20 protein-coding genes and 1 pseudogene are annotated in these 22020 nt (G+C 62.0%); 12 read left to right on the top strand and 9 right to left on the bottom strand.

Going from position 1 to position 22020, the window contains the following annotated elements; all coding sequences use genetic code 11:
• Window position 1: 1 nt before the first annotated feature.
• From AU381_RS30700 to AU381_RS08370, 3 genes and pseudogenes are all read right to left on the bottom strand, one after another.
• Entirely contained in the window at window positions 2–253 is a 252-nt protein-coding gene (locus tag AU381_RS30700) for a helix-turn-helix domain-containing protein (protein ID WP_244520047.1), read from the bottom strand.
• A gap of 84 nt (window positions 254–337) precedes the next feature.
• Window positions 338–646 (bottom strand): annotated as a pseudogene (locus tag AU381_RS30705) (cyclic nucleotide-binding domain-containing protein); the annotation flags it as partial.
• 143 nt (window positions 647–789) lie between these two features.
• Complete coding sequence (locus tag AU381_RS08370; RefSeq protein ID WP_064241270.1) at window positions 790–1068, bottom strand: hypothetical protein; 279 nt, start codon at window positions 1066–1068, stop codon at window positions 790–792.
• Between the two features lie 150 nt (window positions 1069–1218).
• On the opposite strand from AU381_RS08370, the gene AU381_RS08375 reads away from it, so the two are divergent.
• Window positions 1219–2955: a hypothetical protein gene (locus AU381_RS08375; protein ID WP_064241271.1), complete on the top strand. Its 1737-nt coding sequence runs from the start codon at window positions 1219–1221 to the stop codon at window positions 2953–2955.
• 39 nt (window positions 2956–2994) lie between these two features.
• Here the strand turns inward: AU381_RS08375 and AU381_RS08380 are convergent, their stop codons facing one another.
• Window positions 2995–4134, bottom strand: a complete 1140-nt coding sequence (locus AU381_RS08380; RefSeq protein ID WP_064241272.1) for an AI-2E family transporter — start codon at window positions 4132–4134, stop codon at window positions 2995–2997.
• Window positions 4135–4589: 455 nt separating this feature from the next.
• On the opposite strand from AU381_RS08380, the gene AU381_RS08385 reads away from it, so the two are divergent.
• Genes AU381_RS08385 through ppk2 form a run of 4 tightly spaced genes read left to right on the top strand, consistent with a single transcriptional unit; the run spans window position 4590 to window position 8958 of the window.
• A complete protein-coding gene (locus AU381_RS08385; protein WP_064241273.1) occupies window positions 4590–5087 on the top strand; it encodes a hypothetical protein in 498 nt (165 codons plus the stop codon).
• Window positions 5088–5091: 4 nt separating this feature from the next.
• Window positions 5092–6321 carry an HlyD family secretion protein gene (locus AU381_RS08390; protein WP_064241274.1) on the top strand — a complete coding sequence of 410 codons (1230 nt, stop codon included), beginning with the start codon at window positions 5092–5094 and terminating at the stop codon, window positions 6319–6321.
• A 16-nt stretch (window positions 6322–6337) separates the two neighbouring features.
• Window positions 6338–8059 (top strand): SulP family inorganic anion transporter, encoded by a 1722-nt coding sequence (locus AU381_RS08395; protein ID WP_064241275.1) that lies wholly within the window; start codon window positions 6338–6340, stop codon window positions 8057–8059.
• 41 nt (window positions 8060–8100) lie between these two features.
• Entirely contained in the window at window positions 8101–8958 is an 858-nt protein-coding gene (gene ppk2, locus AU381_RS08400; protein ID WP_064241276.1) for a polyphosphate kinase 2, read from the top strand.
• Window positions 8959–9168: 210 nt separating this feature from the next.
• On the opposite strand, the gene AU381_RS08405 is transcribed toward ppk2, so the two are convergent.
• Window positions 9169–9639, bottom strand: a complete 471-nt coding sequence (locus AU381_RS08405) for a hypothetical protein (protein ID WP_064241277.1) — start codon at window positions 9637–9639, stop codon at window positions 9169–9171.
• 500 nt (window positions 9640–10139) lie between these two features.
• Between AU381_RS08405 and AU381_RS08410 the strand changes: the two genes are divergently transcribed.
• The 7 genes from AU381_RS08410 (at window position 10140) to fabI (ending at window position 18581) form a co-directional block, all read left to right on the top strand.
• The gene (locus AU381_RS08410) at window positions 10140–11510 is read left to right on the top strand and encodes a DUF3300 domain-containing protein (protein ID WP_064241278.1); all 1371 of its coding nucleotides are present in this window, start codon (window positions 10140–10142) and stop codon (window positions 11508–11510) included.
• A 17-nt stretch (window positions 11511–11527) separates the two neighbouring features.
• Window positions 11528–12475: a DUF2950 domain-containing protein gene (locus AU381_RS08415; protein ID WP_064241279.1), complete on the top strand. Its 948-nt coding sequence runs from the start codon at window positions 11528–11530 to the stop codon at window positions 12473–12475.
• A 95-nt stretch (window positions 12476–12570) separates the two neighbouring features.
• Window positions 12571–13086, top strand: coding sequence for a CYTH domain-containing protein (locus tag AU381_RS08420; protein ID WP_064241280.1), 516 nt, complete (start codon window positions 12571–12573; stop codon window positions 13084–13086).
• Window positions 13087–13405: 319 nt separating this feature from the next.
• The gene (locus AU381_RS08425) at window positions 13406–15607 is read left to right on the top strand and encodes a DUF3141 domain-containing protein (protein ID WP_064241281.1); all 2202 of its coding nucleotides are present in this window, start codon (window positions 13406–13408) and stop codon (window positions 15605–15607) included.
• Between the two features lie 26 nt (window positions 15608–15633).
• A complete protein-coding gene (locus tag AU381_RS08430; RefSeq protein WP_064241282.1) occupies window positions 15634–16590 on the top strand; it encodes a phosphate acetyltransferase in 957 nt (318 codons plus the stop codon).
• A 4-nt stretch (window positions 16591–16594) separates the two neighbouring features.
• Window positions 16595–17779, top strand: coding sequence for an acetate/propionate family kinase (locus AU381_RS08435; protein WP_064241283.1), 1185 nt, complete (start codon window positions 16595–16597; stop codon window positions 17777–17779).
• A gap of 16 nt (window positions 17780–17795) precedes the next feature.
• Window positions 17796–18581, top strand: a complete 786-nt coding sequence (fabI, locus tag AU381_RS08440; RefSeq protein WP_064241284.1) for an enoyl-ACP reductase FabI — start codon at window positions 17796–17798, stop codon at window positions 18579–18581.
• Window positions 18582–18647: 66 nt separating this feature from the next.
• On the opposite strand, the gene cax is transcribed toward fabI, so the two are convergent.
• The 4 genes from cax to AU381_RS08460 form a co-directional block, all read right to left on the bottom strand.
• A complete protein-coding gene (cax, locus tag AU381_RS08445) occupies window positions 18648–19793 on the bottom strand; it encodes a calcium/proton exchanger (protein WP_064241285.1) in 1146 nt (381 codons plus the stop codon).
• 173 nt (window positions 19794–19966) lie between these two features.
• Window positions 19967–20374 (bottom strand): potassium channel family protein, encoded by a 408-nt coding sequence (locus AU381_RS08450; RefSeq protein WP_064241286.1) that lies wholly within the window; start codon window positions 20372–20374, stop codon window positions 19967–19969.
• A gap of 394 nt (window positions 20375–20768) precedes the next feature.
• Window positions 20769–21251, bottom strand: a complete 483-nt coding sequence (gene greA, locus AU381_RS08455; protein WP_064241287.1) for a transcription elongation factor GreA — start codon at window positions 21249–21251, stop codon at window positions 20769–20771.
• 121 nt (window positions 21252–21372) lie between these two features.
• Window positions 21373–22005, bottom strand: coding sequence for a Vgb family protein (locus tag AU381_RS08460; RefSeq protein WP_064241288.1), 633 nt, complete (start codon window positions 22003–22005; stop codon window positions 21373–21375).
• Between the last annotated feature and the right edge of the window lie 15 nt (window positions 22006–22020).

The following is a 22020-nucleotide window of genomic DNA, read 5'->3' on the forward strand; positions in this document are numbered from 1 at the left end:
ACTAGAGGCAGAGATTCTGAAGCGCGCGATAATCCACGATCTCGATGCCCCTGGCGCCATGCAGCTTGATGATGTCCTTGTTCTTCAGCTTTGTGAGCGACCGCGAGACGGTTTCGATCGTCAGCCCGAGATAGTCGGCGACATCGACGCGGGGCATGAAGAGTTCGAACCTTCGCGAATGGCCCGCATGGGCAGACATCTCCAGCAGGAAGGCGGCGATCCTTTCGACGGCGCTTTGACGGCCGATGACCAACTGGTGTTCTTGCGCTGATGAGAAATTTTCCAGTACCGCCGGCAACAAACCATTCCACACGTGCGGACTTTCCCTGAGGCTGACGCACTTCACGCCAGTGACGCCTATTGCCTCGGCCGTGGAGCGGTGATGGTCACCATTTTGCAGGCCGAACCAGCTCCCCCCAAAATGGAATGCAAGAATTTGCCGTCGCCCGTTCGCAAGCACGCGGTATACGCGCACGGCCCCGAACTCGACCCGATAGGCTTGGCCAGCGCGCTCCCCCGAAGAATAGATGCTTTGTCCGTCGACAAAGCTGCTGGTCGGCCTCGATTCGACTTCCCCCTGTTCGCGCAGTTGCAGGGGGATTGCATTTATTCGCGCTCCCGAAGGAGCCGACATCGACGTGTGCATCGTTTCACTCCCATGACAATGCCCTTTGTCGCTTCGTCGGCGACTAAAGCATCATTGCTTCCTGGTGTTCTAACAGCCCCGACCAAAGAGCCGGATCGATCAAGCACCGGCCCCGCCGGCTATCGCTGGGTCAGGTTTCCATTTCAGATGAAACCCTTTGTAGGCCCGAGCGCCTGTTCGATCTCTGCCGCCAGGCCCTCTACTAAGCTCTCGAATTCCGCACGGCGCTCTTCGCGAATATGGGAAGGAAGCTGATCGGCGCGAGCGAGCGCATGTTCAGCGGCTGCGAAATCCTCGCACATCCCCCTGAAACTCTCGTCCCGGATCGACAACTCCCTGATCTGCAATGAGCGGGCGGGAAATCGGCGCAATGCCGCCGCAAGCCCGTGTTCCTCGTTGTTTCCCCCCGAGCGCCCGTTCATTCCGCTCCTCCCCCTCCGGGTCCGAAATGAAATACAACTCCTATAAATTCCCCTATCTATATTGCGCTTTGGCCGGGTGAGGACGTAAGATACGGGAGGTTACAGTGCCGGTACAGACAGCCTTATGTTGTGTCCATGGGGGCGGCGGACATGGCAATTGCAGGCCAGCAGGGCGTCCGGGTTGGACCGACAACCGCTCTACCCACTGACGCGGAAATTCTCGCGCAACTCGATCGGATACGGTCCAGCGCCGATTTCGATGCACCGGACCGTGCACGCAAATTCCTGGCTTATGTCGTCGACCAGGCGCTTGCCGGTCACGCCGATCGAATAAAGGCCTACTCGATAGCGACCGACGTATTCGGACGGGATTCCTCTTTCGACGCCCAAACGGATCCTGCCGTCAGAATCGAAGCGGGGCGGCTCCGGCGCGCACTCGAGCGCTACTATCTCGTCGCAGGTCTGGACGACCCGATCGTGATAAGGGTTCCAAAAGGCGCCTACGTGCCAACGTTCGAGAGGCGCGTCAATGCGCCTGAGCAGTCCGCAAGCGCTTGGTCGGCACCGTTCGTTCACCGCTCTCGTCGGCCATGGATATGGGCCGGAATTGCAGCGCTCGCGCTTGCCGTCGCCGGCTTGGCGGCAAATACACTCCTCCGCCCTGTGGCAACCGTCGAAAAAGTCGAGAATGCCCGCATTCGGCCAAACATCCCGAAGCTGGTCGTAGAGCCCTTTGAGGATCTCTCCGGAACACCGCGATCGGCGATGATTGCGCGAGGGCTCGCCGACGAGGTAATCAGCAATATAGCCAGGTTCAAAGAGATCACCGTCGTCGCCGATGAAGTGCTCGTTTCGCATGTCGCAGGCGATGGTCCGGCATATACGCTGGAAGGTCGGGTCCGGCTCGACGGTGACAAGCTTCGGCTTGGAATACGGCTCGTTCAGCGCTCCGACGGATCGGTGGTCTGGGCAAACAACTACGATGAAAGTCTGCAGGCGCACAAGATTATCGAACTGCAGGAGAAGGCCGCTGCGGCTGTCGCCACTGCGGTGGCGCAGCCTTACGGCATCGTGTTCCAGGACAACGCCACGCGCTTCACCCGGTCGATTCCGGACGATTGGGAAGCATACGCCTGCACCCTGTCCTATTACGACTACCGCGGTGATTTGAATCCGCGGACGCACGCGTCCGTTCAAGATTGCCTTGAACAGGCGACCCGGCAGTATCCCGGCTATGCGACGGCGTGGGCGCTGTTGTCGCTGACTTATATTGACGAATTGCGCTTCAGTTATCGACTCGATCGATCATCGCCAATGTCGCTGGAGCAGGCCATCGCTTCTGCGGCACGCGCCGTCGAACTGGATCCTCAGAACGTCCGGGCGCTTCAGGCGCAGATGCTGACCTTGTTCTTCAGAGGCGAAGTGGGCGCGGCTTTGGCGGTGGGGGCGCGCGCCTTTGCGATCAATCCCAACGACACTGAACTCGCCGGGGAATATGGCTTTCGGCTCGCTCTGTCGGGTCAATGGAGCCGCGGTTGCGGGCTCGTATCGCAAACCGTCGCGCGGAACCCGGGCCCGATCGGCTATTTCGAGGCGGCGCTGGCGGTCTGCTCCTACATCGACCGTGATTACATCGCCGCCGAGCGATGGGCCCGCCTGGCCGATCTTCGCTCCAATCCGATTTACCGGGTGATATTGCTTGCGATCCTTGGGAAGCTCGGCAAGACGGATGCGGCACGCGTGGAAATGCAATGGCTGGAAACGAATGCCGCCGGCTTTCTCGATAATATCCGAAGCGAAGTCGCATTGCGGATTCATCGTCCCGAAGATCAGCAGCATTTCCTTGAAGGCCTGCGCGCGGCGGGGGTCTCGATATCCCAACAGTGAACCCGACGATGGTGCTCCTTCCCTGGACCTGCGCCGGGCTCACGTCGGGCGCGATATCGGGGAAGGCTCGGGCAACGGCGTTTCCGGTACCGCATCCGAGCGGATCCAAACCATCAGCAAGTCGTGGAATACGCTAAGAATAATCGGCCCCAGAAAGAGGCCGATCAGGCCGTAGGCAAGCGTGCCACCGAGCACGCCAAGTAGAATGACCAACGTTGGCGTCGAAAGTCCCCGTGCGACCAGGATAGGCTTCATGACGTTGTCGATGACAAAGAGGGGTATCAGCAACAGCGTGAGCAGCATTGCCGGAGCGAAATCCATCTCCGCCCAGGCCCAGACGATTACCGGCAGCAAAATCAATGCCGGGCCGATCTGAACGATGCAAAGCATGAGAACGACGAAGGCGATTGCGCCGGGCGCAGGGACCTTGAACAGGCTCAGCACCAATCCGCAGAGAAATGCCTGCAGAAGCGCTACCCCGATGACGCCGCGAGCCACATTGCGGATCGTCGCTGCGGCCAGTCGCACGAAGCCAATCCCCCTGTCGCCGCCGATCCTGCTGGCAAAGCCTTGCGCCGTGTTGGCAAGCCGTTCGCCGGATCCGAAGAGAAATCCGGCAATGATCACGGAAACGACAAAGCCAAGCAGGTCGACACCGATGCTGGCGATCTTGCCGAGTGCCTTGCCCCCCGCCTGCAGCAAAGACGGCTCGAACTGCCTCAGAACAGCGTCGAGGCTGCCGGAAGCCATGCTCCAGGCCGAATGAAGGCGCTCGCCGACGAGCGGCCAGTCGCGCACACCCTCGGGTGGGAGTGGTATCAGCATTGACCCGTCGTTCAGCTTTGTAAGCAGCGTTTGAACCCCCTCGGCAAAGCTGACGGCGATAGCTGCGAGCGGGCCGACGATGACGACGAGACACACCAGCGTGATCAGGCCCGCTGCCAACCGCGGCCGCGCACCGAGAATGACGGTAAGGGCGGCATAGGCGGGATAAAGCGCTACGGCCAGGATCGCCGCCCAGACGAGAATGATCGCGAACGGCGCTATTAACGTCAGGGAAAAATAGGCGAAAAGGCCGACGATTCCGATCCTGGCGATTTCCGTGATCTTCTCCTCCACGGATATTCGATTGGCCGGCCCATCGCGCAGCGGACTCATCCTGTATGGATCGTCATCCATTCTCGCGCCTCATTTCTTTGCGGCAGAGATTCAAAGCAAGCCAGAATGTCGGATGCACGACACGCCCTGCGTTCAGAGATCCGCAAATTGACCTGAACGACGCCGTCTCCCGCACGGTCCGCCTCCACCGCCCCCCGACTCTGGTGCTTGGAGATGCTACGCCGGCTGCGGCCGGGCGGCAGTAAGATACCGTAGCATACGCCATTCGACGTTCCCCGTCCGAGCGTCCCCTCACAGATACATCAACGAGGGGCGGGTCCGCGTCGAGCCTCCCGTCATTGCTGGTCACGCACCGATATTGACGGCGATCAATGCCATCGGAGCACATTTTGCTTATCATTCTCCTTGAATAATCAAGGTGATCAGGAAGAGCAGTCTCAATTTTTCCTTGGGCGTTAAGCGCTTTCGCCACGGCCATGGGCTCACGGCGGCGTTCGGCAAAGAGGAGCGCAGAGATGGAAGAAGCGTTGCATCCCGCCGCAGTCGAGCACTTGCCGCCTTTTATAACCGCGCCGGGTCAGACGGACGTCCTGTTCAACGTAATGACCGTCTTCGTTCTGTTGATGATCTTCCTGGTCGGCATCCTTTACCTGCGGCTACACGCTTTGCCCGAGCACATGGCGCATGGCGCCAGCAAGGTGCAATTGCAGATCGTCGGCGCCTTGGGGCTGATCGCGCTCTTCACCCATAATCATCTCTTCTGGATCGCCGCCCTGCTGCTCGCCATGATCGAATTCCCGGATTTTTCCTCCCCCGTCAGATCGATGGCCCGCTCTCTGGAGATGATTGCCGGCCGCGACAAGGTTGCAGAGGGGCAAGCACCACACGGGATCGAAGCAGAGTCGGAGGTATCGGCACCCCAACCGGGCATGCAGTCACCGGACGTACCGCAGTGGGTGCCGCTCGAAGTCGCGCCTGCGAAACGGGACGAGAAGGTGGAGCGGAGAGGCTGAACCCATGCTGGAATTCCTGATTTGCTCACTGCTCACGATCTTTCCGGACTTCCTCTTCCGCCGCTATGCGCAGGGCAAGCGCATCGGCCGCGAGATCAATCTCTATTCGATGTGGTTCGAACTGCGCTACGGAATCACCGCCTGCGTGATCCTGACCGTTTCTCTGATCACCCTGATTTTCTACTTTCACCCCTCTACGAAGAACGTCACGGCCGCATTCCGCACCGTGACGATCCTGCCGGAATCGACGGGTCGAGTGGCCGAGGTTTTCGTTGGCATCAACGAGAAGGTCGCAGCCGGCGCACCTATTTTCCGCCTCGACGATACGGAACAGAGGGCAGCCCTTGAAACCGCCCGGCGGCGCGTCGCGGAAATCGATGCCGAGAAAACGGTTGCGACGACCGAACTGGCGGCGGCTGACGGTTTGATCGCGCAGGCGGAGGGCGCCTACCAACAGGCTTTGGACGAGCTCGAGACGCAAGTCGAGCTCAATCGCCTCAATCCGAATGTAGTGGCAAGACGCGAAATCGAACGTCGCCAGGTGGCCGTGGATGCGCGCAAAGGAGCAGTCGCCGCCGCCGTTTCGAACAAGCAAACGCTGGAGACGAAAATCGGCTCGCTACTGCCCGCGCAGAGGGCCAGCGCCGAGGCTGCCCTTGCCCAAGCCCAGGTCGAGCTGGACAAGACGGTCGTGCGCGCCGGTACCGGCGGGATGGTCCAGCAATTCGCCCTGCGGCCCGGTGACATCGTCAACCCGATGATCCGCTCGGCCGGTATTCTGGTGCCCGACGATCGGCGCATAGGACTGGTTGCCGGTTTCGGCCAGATCGAGGCACAGGTGATGAAGCCCGGAATGATTGCCGAGGCGACCTGCGTCGGCAAGCCATTCACGATTATCCCACTGGTGGTCACCGAGGTTCAGGACGTCATCGCCGCCGGTCAGGTTCGGCCGACCGATCAGCTCGCTGACGTCCAACAGATGGCCCGGTCGGGAACGTTGACGACCATTCTGGAGCCGCTCTTCGAGGGCGAACTCTCCGGCGTGCCACCGGGAAGCAACTGCATCGCCAACGCCTACACGAGCAATCATGACGAGCTGCACTCACCGGACATAAGCACATGGCGCTGGTTCTTCCTGCATATGGTGGATGCGGTGGCGTTGGTGCACGCGATGATTCTCAGGCTGCACGCGCTGCTCCTGCCGGTGCAGACGCTGGTTCTGACCGGACACTGATGCGGAGGCCGGCCGCATGCGTCTGTCTCTCCCCCGACCAGCCCTCTTTGCAAACTTCAAGGCCTATCAGGCGAGTTGGCTGCGCAACGACTTCTCGGCCGGTCTCGCCATAGCGGCCGTCGGGCTGCCTAGCGCGATCGCCTATCCCGCTATCGCGGGCCTTCCCCCCGAGTCGGGACTATACGCCAGCATCACGCCGCTGGTGGCCTACGCGTTCTTCGGCCCGTCGCGGCAGCTCATTGTCGGACCCGATGCGGCGACGATGACCATACTCGCCGCGGTGTTGATGACGGTGTTCGCCACGCCGGGCGTAACAACGGACCGCGTGACGGCGGCAGCACTGCTGGCACTCGTCGTCGGAATTCTGTGTCTCATTGCCCGCGCCGTGCGGCTGGGGGTGCTCGCAACCTTTCTCTCTCGCCCGATTCTGACAGGTTTCTTCGCCGGCATTTCCCTTTCCATCCTGATCGGACAGATCAAACGGTTCACGGGCGTTGACATTCAGTCGGAGGGTCTTGTCGGGCCTGTCGTCGAGCTCGTGAAGGAAGCCGGATCGATCCATTGGCCCTCCTTGGTACTTGCCATGGGATGCTTCGCACTGCTGCAGGTGGCTCGCGCGCTCAACTCCCCCGTTCCCGGACCAGTGATCGTCGTCGTGATCTCCGTGTTCCTTTCATTCCTCTTCGATTTCGAAGGACGCGGCATAGCGGTCGTCGGCAGCATCCCGGAAGGTCTGCCGTCGATCGCATTGCCTCGAATGGGAGACCTTCCTTACGAATCAATGCTCGTCGGCGGAGCTGCAATTTTTCTTGTCAGTTTCGGCTCCGGGGTCATCGCCGCCCGTAGCTTCGGGTCGCTCGGCGGGTATCGGGTCGATCCGAACCGCGAGCTCACCGGGTTCGGCGCTGCAAACGTGGCTGCCGGGCTCTTCGGGACATTTCCCGTAACGGCCTCCGACTCGCGAACGGCCGTAAACTTCGCCGTCGGTGGCCGCTCGCAGGTCGCAAGTCTCGTGGCGGCGGGAACCCTGATCGCGGTCCTGCTGTTTCTTGGCAACGTCCTGCGCATCCTGCCGATCCCGGCACTTGGTGCCATCCTGGCTGCAACGGCCCTCAGCCTGATCGATCTGGCGGCGCTGAAGCAGATCTGGCGTGTCAACCGCATGGAGTTCGCATTTGCGCTGATTGCTATGTGGGGACCGATTGGACTGGGTGTTCTCAATGGCGTGGTAATCGCGATTGCCGCTACGCTGGTCTATATCCTGATCCAGAGCATGTATCCGCACGACGCGCTGCTCGGGCGCATTCCCGGCCGCGACGGGTTCTACAAGCTGCATCGCGAAGCTGAGGCGCGCGCAGTCCCGGGCTTCGGCGCCTGTATGATCCAGGGCAGCCTGTTATTCTTCAATACCGATTATATCCAGACGCGCCTGACCTCCATCGCGGAGGGACTGCCGGCACAGACCCGCTGGCTGGTGATAGATGCAAGCGCAATTCCGCAGATTGACAGCACCGCGGCAGCCATGATCGAGGAAGTGTACGAGGAGCTCAAGAAGCGCGGAATCGCACTTGGATTGGCGGAATTGCACACCGATGCGCGCGCCCTGCTCGATCGCGCCGGCGTCATCGGCAAAATCGGGCCCGCAATGATCTTCGAGGGAATGGAGGACGCCCTCCTCGCCTTCGAGGCTGGACATGGGGGCGCCGCCCGTTTAGCGGGCGCCGGGCCGCAGAAATAACGTCCGATCGAGACAGTGAAGCCAGAGGAGTGGAGGGTAGCATGGGCAAGCACAAGGAAAACATAAAGAGAAACAACCACTGGAACACGCAAGGCAGCGAGCTCGACGAGACGCAAGAGCCCGACCGGCGGTCGAATGGTGATTACGGCAAGGAGCTCGCCCGACTACAGGAGGAGATCGCCCATCTGCAGGCCTGGGTGAAAAAGACCGGAGCCCGCATCGTCATCGTTTTCGAAGGGCGCGACGCCGCCGGCAAAGGCGGCGTGATCAAGCGGATCACCGAGCGCGTCAGCCCGCGCGTTTTCCGCGTCGTTGCCCTGCCGGCGCCGACGGACAGGGAGAAGACACAGATCTACATGCAGCGCTACATCCAGCAACTCCCGGCTGCCGGCGAAGTCGTGATCTTCGACCGTTCGTGGTACAACCGACCCGGCGTGGAGCGCGTCATGGGCTTCTGCAGCGAGGAAAAGGCCCAGCGTTTCCTTGAGCTCGCACCGCGCTTCGAGGCTGCGATGATCGAAAGCGGCATCGTACTGCTAAAATACTTTCTCGACGTCAGCGAGGAAGAACAGGAACGTCGTTTTCGCCAACGCATCGACGATCCGCTACGCCAATGGAAGCTCTCCCCGATGGACATCGAATCCTATCGACGCTGGTGGGATTATACACGCGCCTATAACGACATGATCCGCATGACCGACACCGACTATGCGCCCTGGTGGATCGTGCCGTCGAACGACAAAAAGCGCGCCCGCATCAACTGCATCTCGCATATTCTGTCCTCGATTCCTTATGAACGGGTGAAGTTCGAGGAGCCGGAGCTCGGCAAGCGCCAAAAGCGGCCCGATGACTTCGTCGAAGACACGCGAATCCGCCGCACGGTGCCGAACGTGTATTGAGGAAACTGCGCAGCTCGCTCGTCGTCTTGGGCGGTATCCCACTCATATGCGTTCGCACCACCGTTGTGCGACGTCAGGCGATTCCAGCGAACGGCAAGTGCTACAAATGCGCAAACCTCGCTGTCGCACGTAAGGAAACATTCGATAGCGAAAAGGATCACGCGGCGCTTTCACCCCGCAGCCGCGCTCGAAAAGTATATGCAGGCTGGCTCAGGCCTTGTCCGGAGCCCAGTTCAGGAAGAGGCCGACGTCGCCAGGCATTCCGCCGGGAAAGTTGATGATCATCGCCTTCAACTTGTATCCCTGCGGCTTCCCATAGGTTTGATAACGCTCGAAAAATTCCTTGGCCTTGCCCTGCAGCGTTGACGGCCAGTCGCGATCGCCGCTGTTGATCGCCCGTCCGCTGTCGGTGCAGAGCTCGGAAGGGAAGCTGTAGACCATCGCCTCGAACTTGCCCGCCTTTACGGCATTGGCGACGAGGCGGCGCACCATAGCGATCTCTTCTTCCGTCACGTGCTTCTTCAAGAAATCGGCAGCGAAGTCGGCGTGTTTCTGCTCCTCGATCGTCTTGAGCTTCCGCTCCCTTTCCATTTCCTCCATTTCCCGCTCGAGAACCTGCTTGCGAAGGTCTTCCGCGCTCGGAGGTGCTGCGCCTGCATCAATGTTCTTATGGTCCGACATTGCTTTGCTCCACTTCGGGCACAGTGCTGTCGTAGCGGCGGTGCGCGTTCGATCGAATTCGGACCGGCTCGCCCGCGCCCATAACTCTAGAAACGGACATGGGGCATGTCATTGATTTGGAACAAATGCGAGTTGTCCTCGCGGTCCCCAGGGGCTCGCCAGCGAGCCCCTGGGGACGATGGAGTTCCGGGATCAGGAGCCCCGCCTGCTCGACCCTCGCATGCCGTTCGTCGAAGACAGGCGCTTTTGCACCACAAGCGATTTCAAGCGGGGAGTGAGCACCGAATTTTTCCGACGTTGATCGCGATCAACGACTTGCAGCCTTGGTTGCGAGAGAATTCGAGCAGCGATGGTTGCCTTTTCACTGTTGGGAACCGCAACGGCAATGGCCCGCGATCGAATATTGCGAAAGCGTCGACACTAATTCGGTCCGCGATGCGAGCATGGTCGCACCGGATCCTCGATCATTCTCAAAGCTGAGACACTCCCCGGGGGAGAAAATGGACAAGAAGCGGACCCTCATGCTTCGCTATGCCGCGGCAGTAGCGCTGACGCTCCTTACTCCGAACGGTCTTGCGCAGGCCCAACAGAAGGATATCCCACCGCCCGTGGCTGCCGAGGCGGCGCCCGAGCCGCTCAACGACGACGAACTCGAGGTCCTGGTCGCCCGCATCGCTCTCTATCCGGACGAGCTGGTGGCACTCGTCTCGGCCGCCTCGCTCTATCCCTTGCAGATCATAGAGGCGGAGCGGTTTCTCGAGGCCCGCAAGAAGAAGCCCGAGCTGAAACCGAAGGAAAGCTGGGACGGCAGCATCATCTCGCTCTTGAACTATCCCGAGATCGTCAAGATGATGAGCGAGGACCTCGAATGGACGCAGGCCTTCGGCGAGGCGATCGCCAATCAGCAGAAGGACGTTTTGATCGCCATCCAGCAACTGCGCGACGAGGCGGTGGCCAAGGACATCATCGAGACCGACGACAAGATCAAGGTGGTCGAGGAGGGTGACAACATCATCATCCAGTCGGCGAACCCGGAAGTCATCTACGTGCCGCAGTATCCGCCGGAGATGCTTTACGAGCCGGACTACGCGCCGGTGCCGATCGATTACTATGACGACCCCTATCCCGCCTACTGGTATCCGGGCGCGGCCTTCTTCGCCGGCGCCGTCACCGGCGCGATCTTCGGCGCCATCGTCGACTGGGACGATTGGGGCGTGTGGGGTGGCCGCTGGGACGGCGACATCGATGTCGACTGCAACAAGTGCTTCAACGACATCGACTTCGACGGCAAGGTCAACTTCAACGACATCGACTGGAAGAATGTCGACCGCAGCAAGATCAGCTTCGACCGCGATCAGCTCCAGAAATTCGACCGGTCGAACATCAAGAACAACATCAAGGCCAGGGGCGACAACAACCTGCGCAACCGCGCCGCCGCGATCAATCGGGATCGGCCGCAAGCGCGACCGGGCGGCGGGGGCGGTGAGCTCAAGGATGTGCGCAAGAGCACACTCGAGGGCCTGAAGGCCCAACCGAGACGCGAAGCCGCGGCACGGCCCGGCGGCCGGACGGCGGCGAAGGCAAAGGCTGGCGGCGGCAAGCCGAGCGTCAACCGTCCAAAGGGCCAGAAGTCTTCGGTCAACCGGCCGGCCGGCAAGAAGAAGATGGCGGCGAAGGCGCAGAACCGGCCCAAAAAGCCCTCGGGCCTCGGCAACGTCAACACCGGCCGGCGCGAGGTGGCCTCGTCGCGGCGCGGCGGCCACAGCATGGGCGGCGGCCATCGTGGCGGCGGACGGCCGCAGATGAGCCGCGGCGGTGGCAGACCGCCGATGGCGCGCGGCGGCGGCCGCGGTGGCGGGCGCAGACGGTGAGGGAGGGGAGCACGACGATGACCAGGCTTTTGCACGGACTGCTGCTCGGATCGGTCCTCTCGCTTGCGCTCGCCATTGCACCGGGCGATGCCGCGCTTGCGCAGGCACAGCCGCCGGACATCGATGACTATGCCGCGGCCGACGACCCGCCCGCCTTCGACGATCCGGCCAAGGCGGTGGAGGCCTTCAAGGAGCGGCTTGCCGCCAATGATTTCGAGGGCCTTGCAAAACTGCTGGGGCTCGACGCAGCGAAACTGAAGGGCGGCGAAGGGGCGATGGAGACCTTTGCAATTATTCGTGAAGGGGCGGCCCGCAACGTCCGCATGCGCGACCTCGAGGGTCGCAAGATCATCGAGATCGGCGACCGGCTCTGGCCCATGCCGTTCCCGATCGTCAAGGGCGAGGACGGCAAATGGGCCTTCGACACCTATGTCGGGCTCGAGGAAGTTCTCAACCGACGCGTCGGCGAGAACGAACTCGAGGCGATCGAGACGGTACGCGCCTATGTCGAGGCGCAGAAGGACTATGCGGCTCAGGACCGCGATGCGGACGGCGTCCTTGAATATGCCCGGAAGCTGATCAGCAGTCCCGGGCAGACCGACGGCCTCTACTGGCCGCCGGACCAGGGGGACGGCGAGAGCCCCGTCGGCGATGCCATCAGCGAGGCGGCCTTGGAAAAGGCCAAAGCGGGCGAGGGCTATTTCGGTTACCGGTTCCGTATTCTGACTTCGCAGGGCGACAACATCGCCGGCGGCCAGTACGACTATGTCATCAACGAAAACATGATCGGCGGCTACGCCCTGATCGCCTGGCCGGTCCAATATGCCGAAACGGGCGTCAAGACCTTCGTCGTCAACCAGCACGGCATCGTCTACGAACGGGACCTCGGTTCTAGCACCGAGGCGATCGTGCCCTTCATCGACCGCTTCGATCCGGACGACAAGTGGAGCGTGGTGCCCGACTGAGTACCGTCGGGAAGTAGGCGCGCTACCCGGATCGATGAAGAGCGCGGCTTCTCGCGTCAAGACGGTTCGCCGCTCGGCTCCGCATAGGCGAAACAATGGCACTTGAGATCGAGCGCAAGTTTCAGGTCCTGGACGATCGGTGGCGGAAGTACGCCACTACTGGCTCCGAACTGCGGCAGGCCTATCTCATCGCGACGACAAACAGAATGTTGCGCGTGAGGATTATCGATGCGGAGCGGGCGACTTTGACGTTCAAGTTCCGAAGAGACCATATGAGACGCGAGGAGTATGAATATACGATACCATATTCCGACGCGCTGCAGATGTTCGAGTTCGCGCTGGGTATCGTCGAGAAGACTCGATACCAGGTTCGCTATGCTGATTATCTCTGGCATATCGACGTCTATTCCGGCACGAATGATGGCCTGGTGATCGCTGAAGTGGAATTGCGCAACCCTTGGGAAGATCCACCGCACCCGAAATGGATCGGCGGGGAGATCACCGGAAATCCGCTGTACTCAAATCGCACCCTGGCAATGAAAGGCCGCGCGGCAACTCAAATGCCATTCTCGCCCTCGCCTGTTGGACGGGTGGACCCACCAAGAAGGTGAATCCAAGTCGCGGTGTTGGGTGTCCTCGACAGTCAGCGTGAGGTGGCTGCAATCCCGTAGTCTGTTGTCGACCCAGAGCAGAGCAAGGTGCGGGATATTTGTGCAGCCTCGCGGTCGAGAAGGAGAGCGGCCTTTTGAGGCGTGGCACCATGCCTCAAGTACATGCGTGCGGCATAAGACTCCATTGCGTTTTCCGCAGCCTCGTACTCAGCGGCTCGGGAGCCACCTGGTTTGACGATGATCAATGCTCGACATGCACTGTTGCTGTATATGCGATCAGAGATTGGGACCGACCTTCGTTCAAGCCGAGGAGTAGGCAATGCCTCAGCCGACCATCCCGAACCTTGCAGATGCACTCGCCTATTCTCTCGATGCGTGGCAGCGCTCCATTCTCTTTCTCGATGTGATGCGCCAGCGGGCCCGGCAGTACGAAGAGCATACGGAGCGCACCGCCCCGCACGTCCTGAATTATGATGCGGAACTGGTCCTTGATGGCCGCAGCCTCGATCGGCCGGTCAATTATGCGCTCGTCCGGATCATCCCGCCCGATGGCATCGTCATCGACCCGCTGAAGCGGCCCTTCGTCGTCGTCGATCCGCGCGCCGGCCATGGCCCCGGAATAGGCGGCTTCAAGGCCGACAGCGAGATCGGCGTGGCTTTGAAGGCCGGACATCCCTGCTACTTCATCGGCTTTCTTCCCGAGCCTGTTCCTGGCCAGACCATCGAGGATATCGCCCGCGCCGAAGCGATTTTCCTGGAAACCGTCATAGCCCGCCACCCCGACGCGGACGGCAAGCCCTGCGTGATCGGCAATTGCCAGGCGGGCTGGGCCGTGATGATCGTTGCTGCGCTCCGTCCGGACCTGTTCGGCCCGATCATCCTCGCAGGGACGCCGCTCTCCTATTGGGCAGGCGTGCGAGGACAATACCCGATGCGCTATTCGGGCGGCCTCCTCGGCGGCAGCTGGCTGACAGCGCTCACGAGCGATCTCGGCGCCGGCATATTCGACGGCGCCTGGCTGGTCCAGAACTTCGAAAACCAGAACCCCGCCAACACGCTCTGGAGCAAGCAGTACAATCTCTATTCGAAGATCGACACGGAAGCCGAGCGCTATCTCGGCTTCGAGCGCTGGTGGGGCGGCCATGTGACGCTGAACGCCGAGGAGATGCAGTTCATCGTCGATGAACTCTTCGTCGGCAACAAGCTCGCCGCAGGCGAGATCCGGACCTCGGACGGAACGGCCATCGACCTGCGCAGCATCCAGGCGCCGGTCGTCGTGTTCTGCTCCAAGGGCGACAACATCACGCCGCCGCAGCAGGCACTCGACTGGATTCTCGACCTTTACGACAGCGTGGAGGAAATCCGCGCCCACGGCCAGACCATCGTCTACGCCGTCCATGAAAAGATCGGCCATCTCGGCATCTTCGTCTCCGCCGGCGTCGCCCGGAAGGAGCACGACGAGTTTGCCTCCAACATCGATCTGATCGATGTGTTGCCGCCGGGGCTCTATGAAGCGGTGCTGAAGCCGGCAAACGAGGTTGTCGACGGCAGGGAACTGGTTGCCGGGGAATGGGTCATGCGCTGCGAGGCGCGCACGCTCGACGACATCCGCGCCTTGGGCGGCAACGATCTCGAGGATGAGCGCCGTTTCGCTACGGCAGCAAAGGTCTCCGAGATCAACCAGGCCCTTTACCGCACCTGCCTGCAGCCCGCGGTCACGGCAATGGCGACACCGGCCGTGGCTCAGGCGATGCGGCGCATGCACCCGCTGCGCCTCCAGTACGAGTTCTTCGGCCCGAGCAATCCTTTCATGGCGTGGGTCCCGGCCGTCGCCGAGCGTGTCCGCGAAAACCGTAGCCCGGCAGCTGCCGAGAATCCGTTCCTGGCGCTGCAGGAAAACATGTCGCGGCAGATCGTCGACGGTCTGGAAGCCTGGCGCCGGTCGGCGGAACGGCTTGCGGAGGAGACCTTCCGCGCTCTCTACGGTTCGCCCGCCCTCCAAGCCGCAGTCGGCATCGATACCAAGTCCGACCGGCCGCCGCGCAAGCCGGCAAAGAGCGAGCTGCACCAGGCACTCGTCAAGCAGCGGATCGACGCGCTCAAGGCCGAGATCACCCAAGGGGGTCTTCGCGAAGCCTTGGCAAGGGCATTGCTGTTCGTCGGAAAGGCGCGCGGCGGCGCCGACGAGCGCGGCTTCGAGGCGATCCGCCGGCTGCGGCGCGCGCATCCGACCGCCAGCCAACTGCCGCTTGCCGAATTCAAGGCGCTCCTGCGCAAGCAGTTCTTCATCCTGCTGCTCGACGAGGAGGCGGCGCTTGCGGCAATTCCGCAGCTGTTGCCGGAAGATCTGGAGGAGCGTCGCTCCGGCTTCGGCGCCCTTCGGGAGGTGCTGGAGGCCTCGGGTGCGCTGACGGGCGTCGCCGCCGAGCGGCTGGAGCGGGTGGCCAGGCTTTTCGGCGTCGGCAGCGAAGCAGTCCGCTTCGTGGCGCCGAAGACCGCACGCCAGCGCACGTCGTCCTGATCGACAAGGCAAGGAGGACCGACCCCATGTCCGAGGTGACCGCGTTGACGGCCCAGCCGTCCAAGTACGACCGCCTGATCGCTGCCGCGCGGGCCGAAGTGCCCGCGGTCACCATCGTTGTCCATCCCTGCGACGAAACCTCGCTGCGCGGCGCCCTCGAGGCCGCGGAGATGGGGCTGATCAAGCCGCTGCTGGTGGGGCCCGAGGCAAAGATCCGCTACGTCGCGGCGGAGTACGGGCTCGATCTCGGCGACCGGGAGATCATCGATGCGCCGCATAGCCACGCCGCCGCCGCCAAGGCGGTCCAACTGATCCGCGAAGGCAAGGGCGAACTTCTGATGAAGGGGAGCCTCCATACCGACGAACTGATGCATGAAGTCGCCGCTTCCGCCACAGGCCTCAGGACCGACCGACGGATCAGCCACGTCTTCGTCATGGATGTGCCCGGCCACGCCGACACGCTCTTCATCACGGATGCCGCGATCAACATTTTCCCGGACCTCGAAGCCAAGCGCGACATCGTCCAGAACGCCATCGACCTCTGGGTGACGATCGGCCTCGGCGAACCGCGTGTCGCCATCGTCTCGGCGGTGGAGACGGTCACGACCAAGATCCCTTCGACGATCGACGCAGCGTCGCTCTGCAAGATGGCCGAGCGCGGCCAGATCACCGGCGGCCTGCTCGACGGGCCGCTTGCCTTCGACAACGCCATCGACCCGGAAGCCGCGCGCATCAAGGGCATCAGATCGCCCGTTGCCGGCCACGCGCAGATCATCGTGGTGCCGGACCTCGAAGCGGGCAACATGCTCGCCAAGAACCTGACCTTCCTTGCCCATGCCGATGCGGCCGGCATCGTTCTCGGCGCGCGCGTGCCGATCGTGCTCACCTCGCGGGCGGATACGGTTCGCACCCGCCTCGCGTCCTGCGCCGTCGCCGCGCTGTTTGCGGCCCGGCGACGGGCAACACAAGTGGCGGCGGTGTAGCACCATGGACGCGATCCTTGTCGTCAATGCCGGATCGTCGAGCCTGAAGTTCCAGGTTTTCGGCATCGCGGATGGGGGGCTTGAGCGCCAGGTGCGCGGCCAGATCAGCGGCATCGGTACGCGGCCGCACTTAAAGGCCAACGGGGCCGACGGGGCGGTCCTCGTCGATCGCGGCTACGACCTCAAAGCCATTGGCGACCTGCCCGACGCCATTTCCGCGGCGCGGGAGTGGCTGCTGACGCTGGACGGTTTCGAGTTGCGTGCAATCGGCCACCGTGTCGTCCATGGCGGCCCCGATTACACGCAGCCCGTGCTCATCGATGCGACGGTGGTCGATCGCCTTGCGAGCTATCAGGACCTGGCGCCGCTGCACCAGCCGAACAATCTGGCGCCGATCCGCCTCGCCATGGAGATCAATCCCGACGTCCCGCAGGTCGCCTGCTTCGACACGGCGTTTCACCGCGGACATCCCGAACATGCCGATTGCTACGCCCTGCCGCGGACCTTCCATGACCAGGGCGTCCGGCGCTACGGCTTCCACGGTCTTTCCTACGAATACGTGGCCGAGCGGCTGCGTGAGATGGCACCGAAGGTCGCCGGCGGCAAGGTCGTCGTCGCCCATCTCGGAAGCGGTGCCTCGATGTGCGCGCTGCGCGACGGCCGCAGCATCGAGAGCACCATGGGCTTCACCGCACTCGATGGCCTGCCGATGGGAACACGGCCGGGCCAGCTCGATCCGGGCGTCGTGCTCTACCTGATCAAAGAGAAGGGCCTGACTGTCGAGGCGGTCTCGGATCTTCTCTACCATGATGCCGGCCTGAAGGGTCTATCCGGCATCTCCAACGACATGCGTGAGCTTTTGGCAAGCGATGATCCCCGTGCTGCCTTCGCGATCGCCCACTTCGTGCATCGCTGCGGGCTGAACGCGGGCATGCTTGCCGCGGCGCTGGGCGGCGTCGATGCTTTCATCTTCACCGCGGGGGTGGGCGAGAATTCGCCGCCGATCCGCGCCAGGATCGCCGAGGGTCTCGCCTGGCTTGGCGCCGAACTAGATGCCGTGGCGAACGAGGCCGGCGCGGGGGTGATCTCGACGCCTAGGAGCCGCGTCGCACTTCACGTCATTTCGACCGACGAGGAACTGATGATCGCGCGCCACACGCTGGCGCTCATCCGCGCTCACACAGCCTGACTGAGGAGATACGTCGATGCCGATTCCCACCGCCAAGGCCAAGCTCCTCGAAGGCCGCAAGGGCCTGATCGTCGGCATTGCCAACGACCGCTCGATTGCCTGGGGTTGCGCCCGTGCCTTCCGCGCCTTCGGTGCGGAGCTCGCGGTCACCTATCTCAACGACAAGGCGAAGCCCCATGTGGAGCCGCTGGCCCGCGAGCTCGAAGTTCCGATCTTCCTCCCGTTGGACGTCGCCGTGCCCGGCCAGATCGAGGCCGTGTTCGAGCGGATCGGCGAAACCTGGGGCGAGCTCGACTTCCTCGTTCACTCGATCGCCTTTTCACCGAAGGACACGCTTGGCGGGCGGGTGACCGACGTTCCGCGCGAGGGATTCCTGACCACGATGGAGATTTCCTGCTGGTCATTCATTCGCATGGCGCACCTCGCCGAACCGCTGATGAAGAGGGGCGGCACGCTGTTCACCATGACCTATCACGGTTCACAGGTGGTGGTGGAGAACTACAATGTCATGGGGGTTGCCAAGGCCGCGCTCGAAAGCGCCGTGCGCTATATCGCGGCCGAGCTCGGCCCCAAGGGAATTCGCGTGCACGCGATCTCTCCCGGAGCGCTCGCCACCCGGGCTGCCTCCGGCATCCCGGAATTCGACGCGCTGCTGGAGAAGACGAAGGTGAAGTCGCCGACGCGTGAACTCATTGACATCGACGACGTGGGGGTGGCGACCGCGTTTCTCGCGCACGACGCGGCGCGGCTGATCACCGGTCAGGTGCTTTACGTCGACGGCGGCTACCATATCATCGACTGACATCAGGCAGCCATCTCGAGGGAGCACTAAAGATGGGCTTTTGCAGCTCCTTCCTCCGACTTTCGCTCATTGGCCCGTTCCAGGTGGTAAAAGAAACAGCGTCAGCGCGAATATCGCGTAGACGGCGAGCGCCATCACGCCCGCGTACCACGCTGCGTGCCCGCCATTGGACAAGAGAGATGCCGCCATAGTGGCGATTAGCATCATTGCGACCGCGCCCGGCCAAAACTGCAGGGACATCGGTTCCGGTCCTATGAAATAGCTGACGAGCACCAGGACAGGCGCGACAAAGAGAGCGATCTGCGCCGCGCTGCCGAGCGCGATGCCGACGCTCAGGTCGAGGCGATTGGCGCGCGCGGCCGAGAAGGCACTGGTCATCTCCGCGGCTCCCCCCACGAGGGCGACGACAATGAAGCCGACGAAGGCGGGTGTCATCCCGAGATGCTGCGCGGCGACTTGCACGGAGCCGACGAATATCTCGCTGACCATCGCGACCAAAAGCGTGACAACAGTCAGCACGACGGTCCCCACCGGAAGCGACCATGGTGCCTCGTCGACATCGGCATGACCGGCGCTCGCAAAGAGCTCCCGGTGCGTCCTCAAGGAAAACAACATTCCCAATCCGTAGACAGCGATGAGAAGGATCGCCAAACCCAGGCTCAGCTTCTGAGAGAAGGCGACTGCGGGGGTCCGATCCACTTCGCTGATCAGGGAAGGAACCAGAATTGCGATCGTCGCCAGGAACAACAGGCTCGCCTGGAAGCGTGCGTTCACCCGATTGAACTCCTGCAGGTGATGTTTGAGCCCGCCGATGAGGAAGGCGCCGCCCAACATGAAGAGGGTGTTGGTGACGATAGCGCCTGCGATTGAGGCTTTGACCAACAGATACTGGCCGGCCTGCAGGGCCGCGAGCGAGATCACGAGTTCGGTTAAATTGCCAAGTGTCGCGTTTAGCAACCCGCCGACCGCATCACCGGTCTTCGCTGCCACCGACTCGGTCGCGCGACTGAGCAGCGCCGCGAGCGGCACGATCGCCGCAATCGATAGGACGAATAGCCAGGTGTGCGCCTCCGGGAATACCTGCTCAAAAAGGAAAACGACGGGTACGAAGACGATTAGCGTAAAAAGAGGGCTTCGCCGTACCTCGGCCAAGACCGTTCCTATTGCGGAGCGAGGCGGCGCAATAGTGCTCGTTTCTTCGAACTTGCGCATCGGAGTGCCCTCAGCAGCAGAGCTGTCAAAAGTATTTAATAGTATGCAGAGCCGACCGTCGCAGCGCATTGACCCGTGTCAATTTCACGCAGCAACGTGGCCGGTGCGGTATGCCAGGGAGCCGGATGACGCTGCGCTCTGCCACGGCCGCACGCCCTCGGTGCCCTGAAAGCTCAGGCCCTTTCTCTGGGCTCCGTCTCGCGAAAATAGAGGCGCTGGATTACGGCCATCATCAGTGCCGTTGCCCACCCAAAAATGATCCATCCATTGATCGCTTCGAAGGTGGCGACCTGGCGCCATTCCTTGCCAAGGACGATGTCGCCATAACCCACGGTGGTGAAAGTGACAGTCGAGAAGTAAAGTGCGTCTTCAAGGCTGGTCAGGGCTTGCGAAAAGTAATAAAGGGCGGCCCAAAGGACGACGTCAAGTGCGATCGGAAGAATAAGGTATGTTACCCATGCGACAGTCACAAATGTCGGGTAACGCTCCAAGACGTCTCGCCGGTTCTTTTCCATATGACGAAAAGCATTTAGCCCAGCGGACATGAAGAACGCCTGTATGGCGACCGTTGCTGCGATCATGCCACAAGCAAGAGCCAATCGAAATAGCACCCTCACCTCCACTACCAGCAGATTGCCTTGGACATGCTCTTGACACCGCTGCCAGTCCGGTCGCCAGAGCAGCGAAGGTCGCCGCCTTACCGCTGAATGCTCCAACAATACCTCGCATGACGCGGGAATGGCACTCACCCAGCGATGTTTCGACTGCAAAGTAGGGCTCCGCATGATCCCGGCCGAAAATCTGATGCTTTAGTGTCAGCGGGCCGGCCAAAATGCCGGTGAGTTTCCGTCAGACCAACCCTCTGCAGGTGCCCCAGCCAGTTTCATGCTTACAATTGATCTCGTCTCGGCAGCGCGCGGAATCACCCCACTTGCACTCCCGCAAAGGGCGCTGGCAATGCCGAAGGTGGGTGCTTCAAGAAATTGCGACAATCTCGAGCTCTTGGCCGCCTACGCTCACCACGTCCCCGATCGCCTTGCCCATGAGAATCCGGGCGACCGGAGACACATAGGAAATAGACCCAAGTTTCGGGTCTGCTTCGTCTTCTCCGACGATTCGATAGGTCTGCACCCGCCCATCCTCACGGCTGAAGCTTACCGTGCTGCCAAAAGCCACAGTTTCTCCTGAAGTCGGATCGGGGACTACCTGAGCCGTGCGAACTCTTTCCGCACAGTAGCGCAGATCACGCAGGGGCCCGGCAGCTTGCCGCCGCCGCTCATTCACGTCTTCGATCGCGCTTGCAGCAGAATAACCCTCGCGAGCCTGTTGGAGCTGCGATTCCAGAGCCTTCAATCCCGCTTTCGTCACGAGGTTCGGGTGTGGTGAAATCGGGCGGCCGGGCAGCAGAGTTTCGGAAGCTGTTTCGGCGCTTTCTTCCTTGGTGAAGGCAACGCTCAAAATTGGGACTCCGTTTAGACGTGTTGCACTCTCACAGCTCGTAAAGAGGAACTGACCACCGAACATACGACGATAACCGACCGACCGCCAATATCGAGCTGTCGGTAATCCGCGGCTGCTCTCACCTCGGCCGCCTCACCACCCTCACCTTCCCGCTCTTTCCTCCGCCGCAGAAGAACCGCCCCCCGCCATCGGACTCCAGCCCCGACACGCCCATTCCGGCCGGCATCTCGAGGCTCTCCAGCACCTTGCCCGTTGCGGGATCGACGTGCCGCACCTCGCTTTCGTCACCCTCCCAGGTGCCGTGCCAGAGCTCGCCGTCGACCCAGGTGACGCCGGTGACGACGCGGTTGGATTCGATGGTGCGAAGAATCGCTCCGGTTTCGGGGTCGATCTGGTGGATCTTGCGCCCGCGGTGCTGCCCGACCCAGAGCGTCCCTTCGGCCCAGGCGAGCCCCGAGTCGCCCCCCTCGCCGGGTGCCGGGATCGTCGAAAGCACGCGGCCGGTCTTCGGGTCGATCTTCTGGATCCGATCCTCGGCGATCTGGTAGAGGTGTCGGCCGTTGAAGGCCGTTCCGGCATGTGCGGCGACATCGATGGCGCGCACCGTCTCGCCGCTCGCCGGGTCAAAGGCGTTGAGCTTGTCGCCGGACGCGAACCAGACATGCTGGCCGTCGAAGGTGACGCCATGCACGTTGTCGGCGCCAGGAAAGGGTCCATATTCGCGGAGAATTTCGGCCTGAGAATGTTTCATGCGTGCAGCCCTCGA

The organism is Sinorhizobium glycinis (assembly GCF_001651865.1).
Classification (GTDB): Bacteria; Pseudomonadota; Alphaproteobacteria; order Rhizobiales; family Rhizobiaceae; genus Sinorhizobium; species Sinorhizobium glycinis.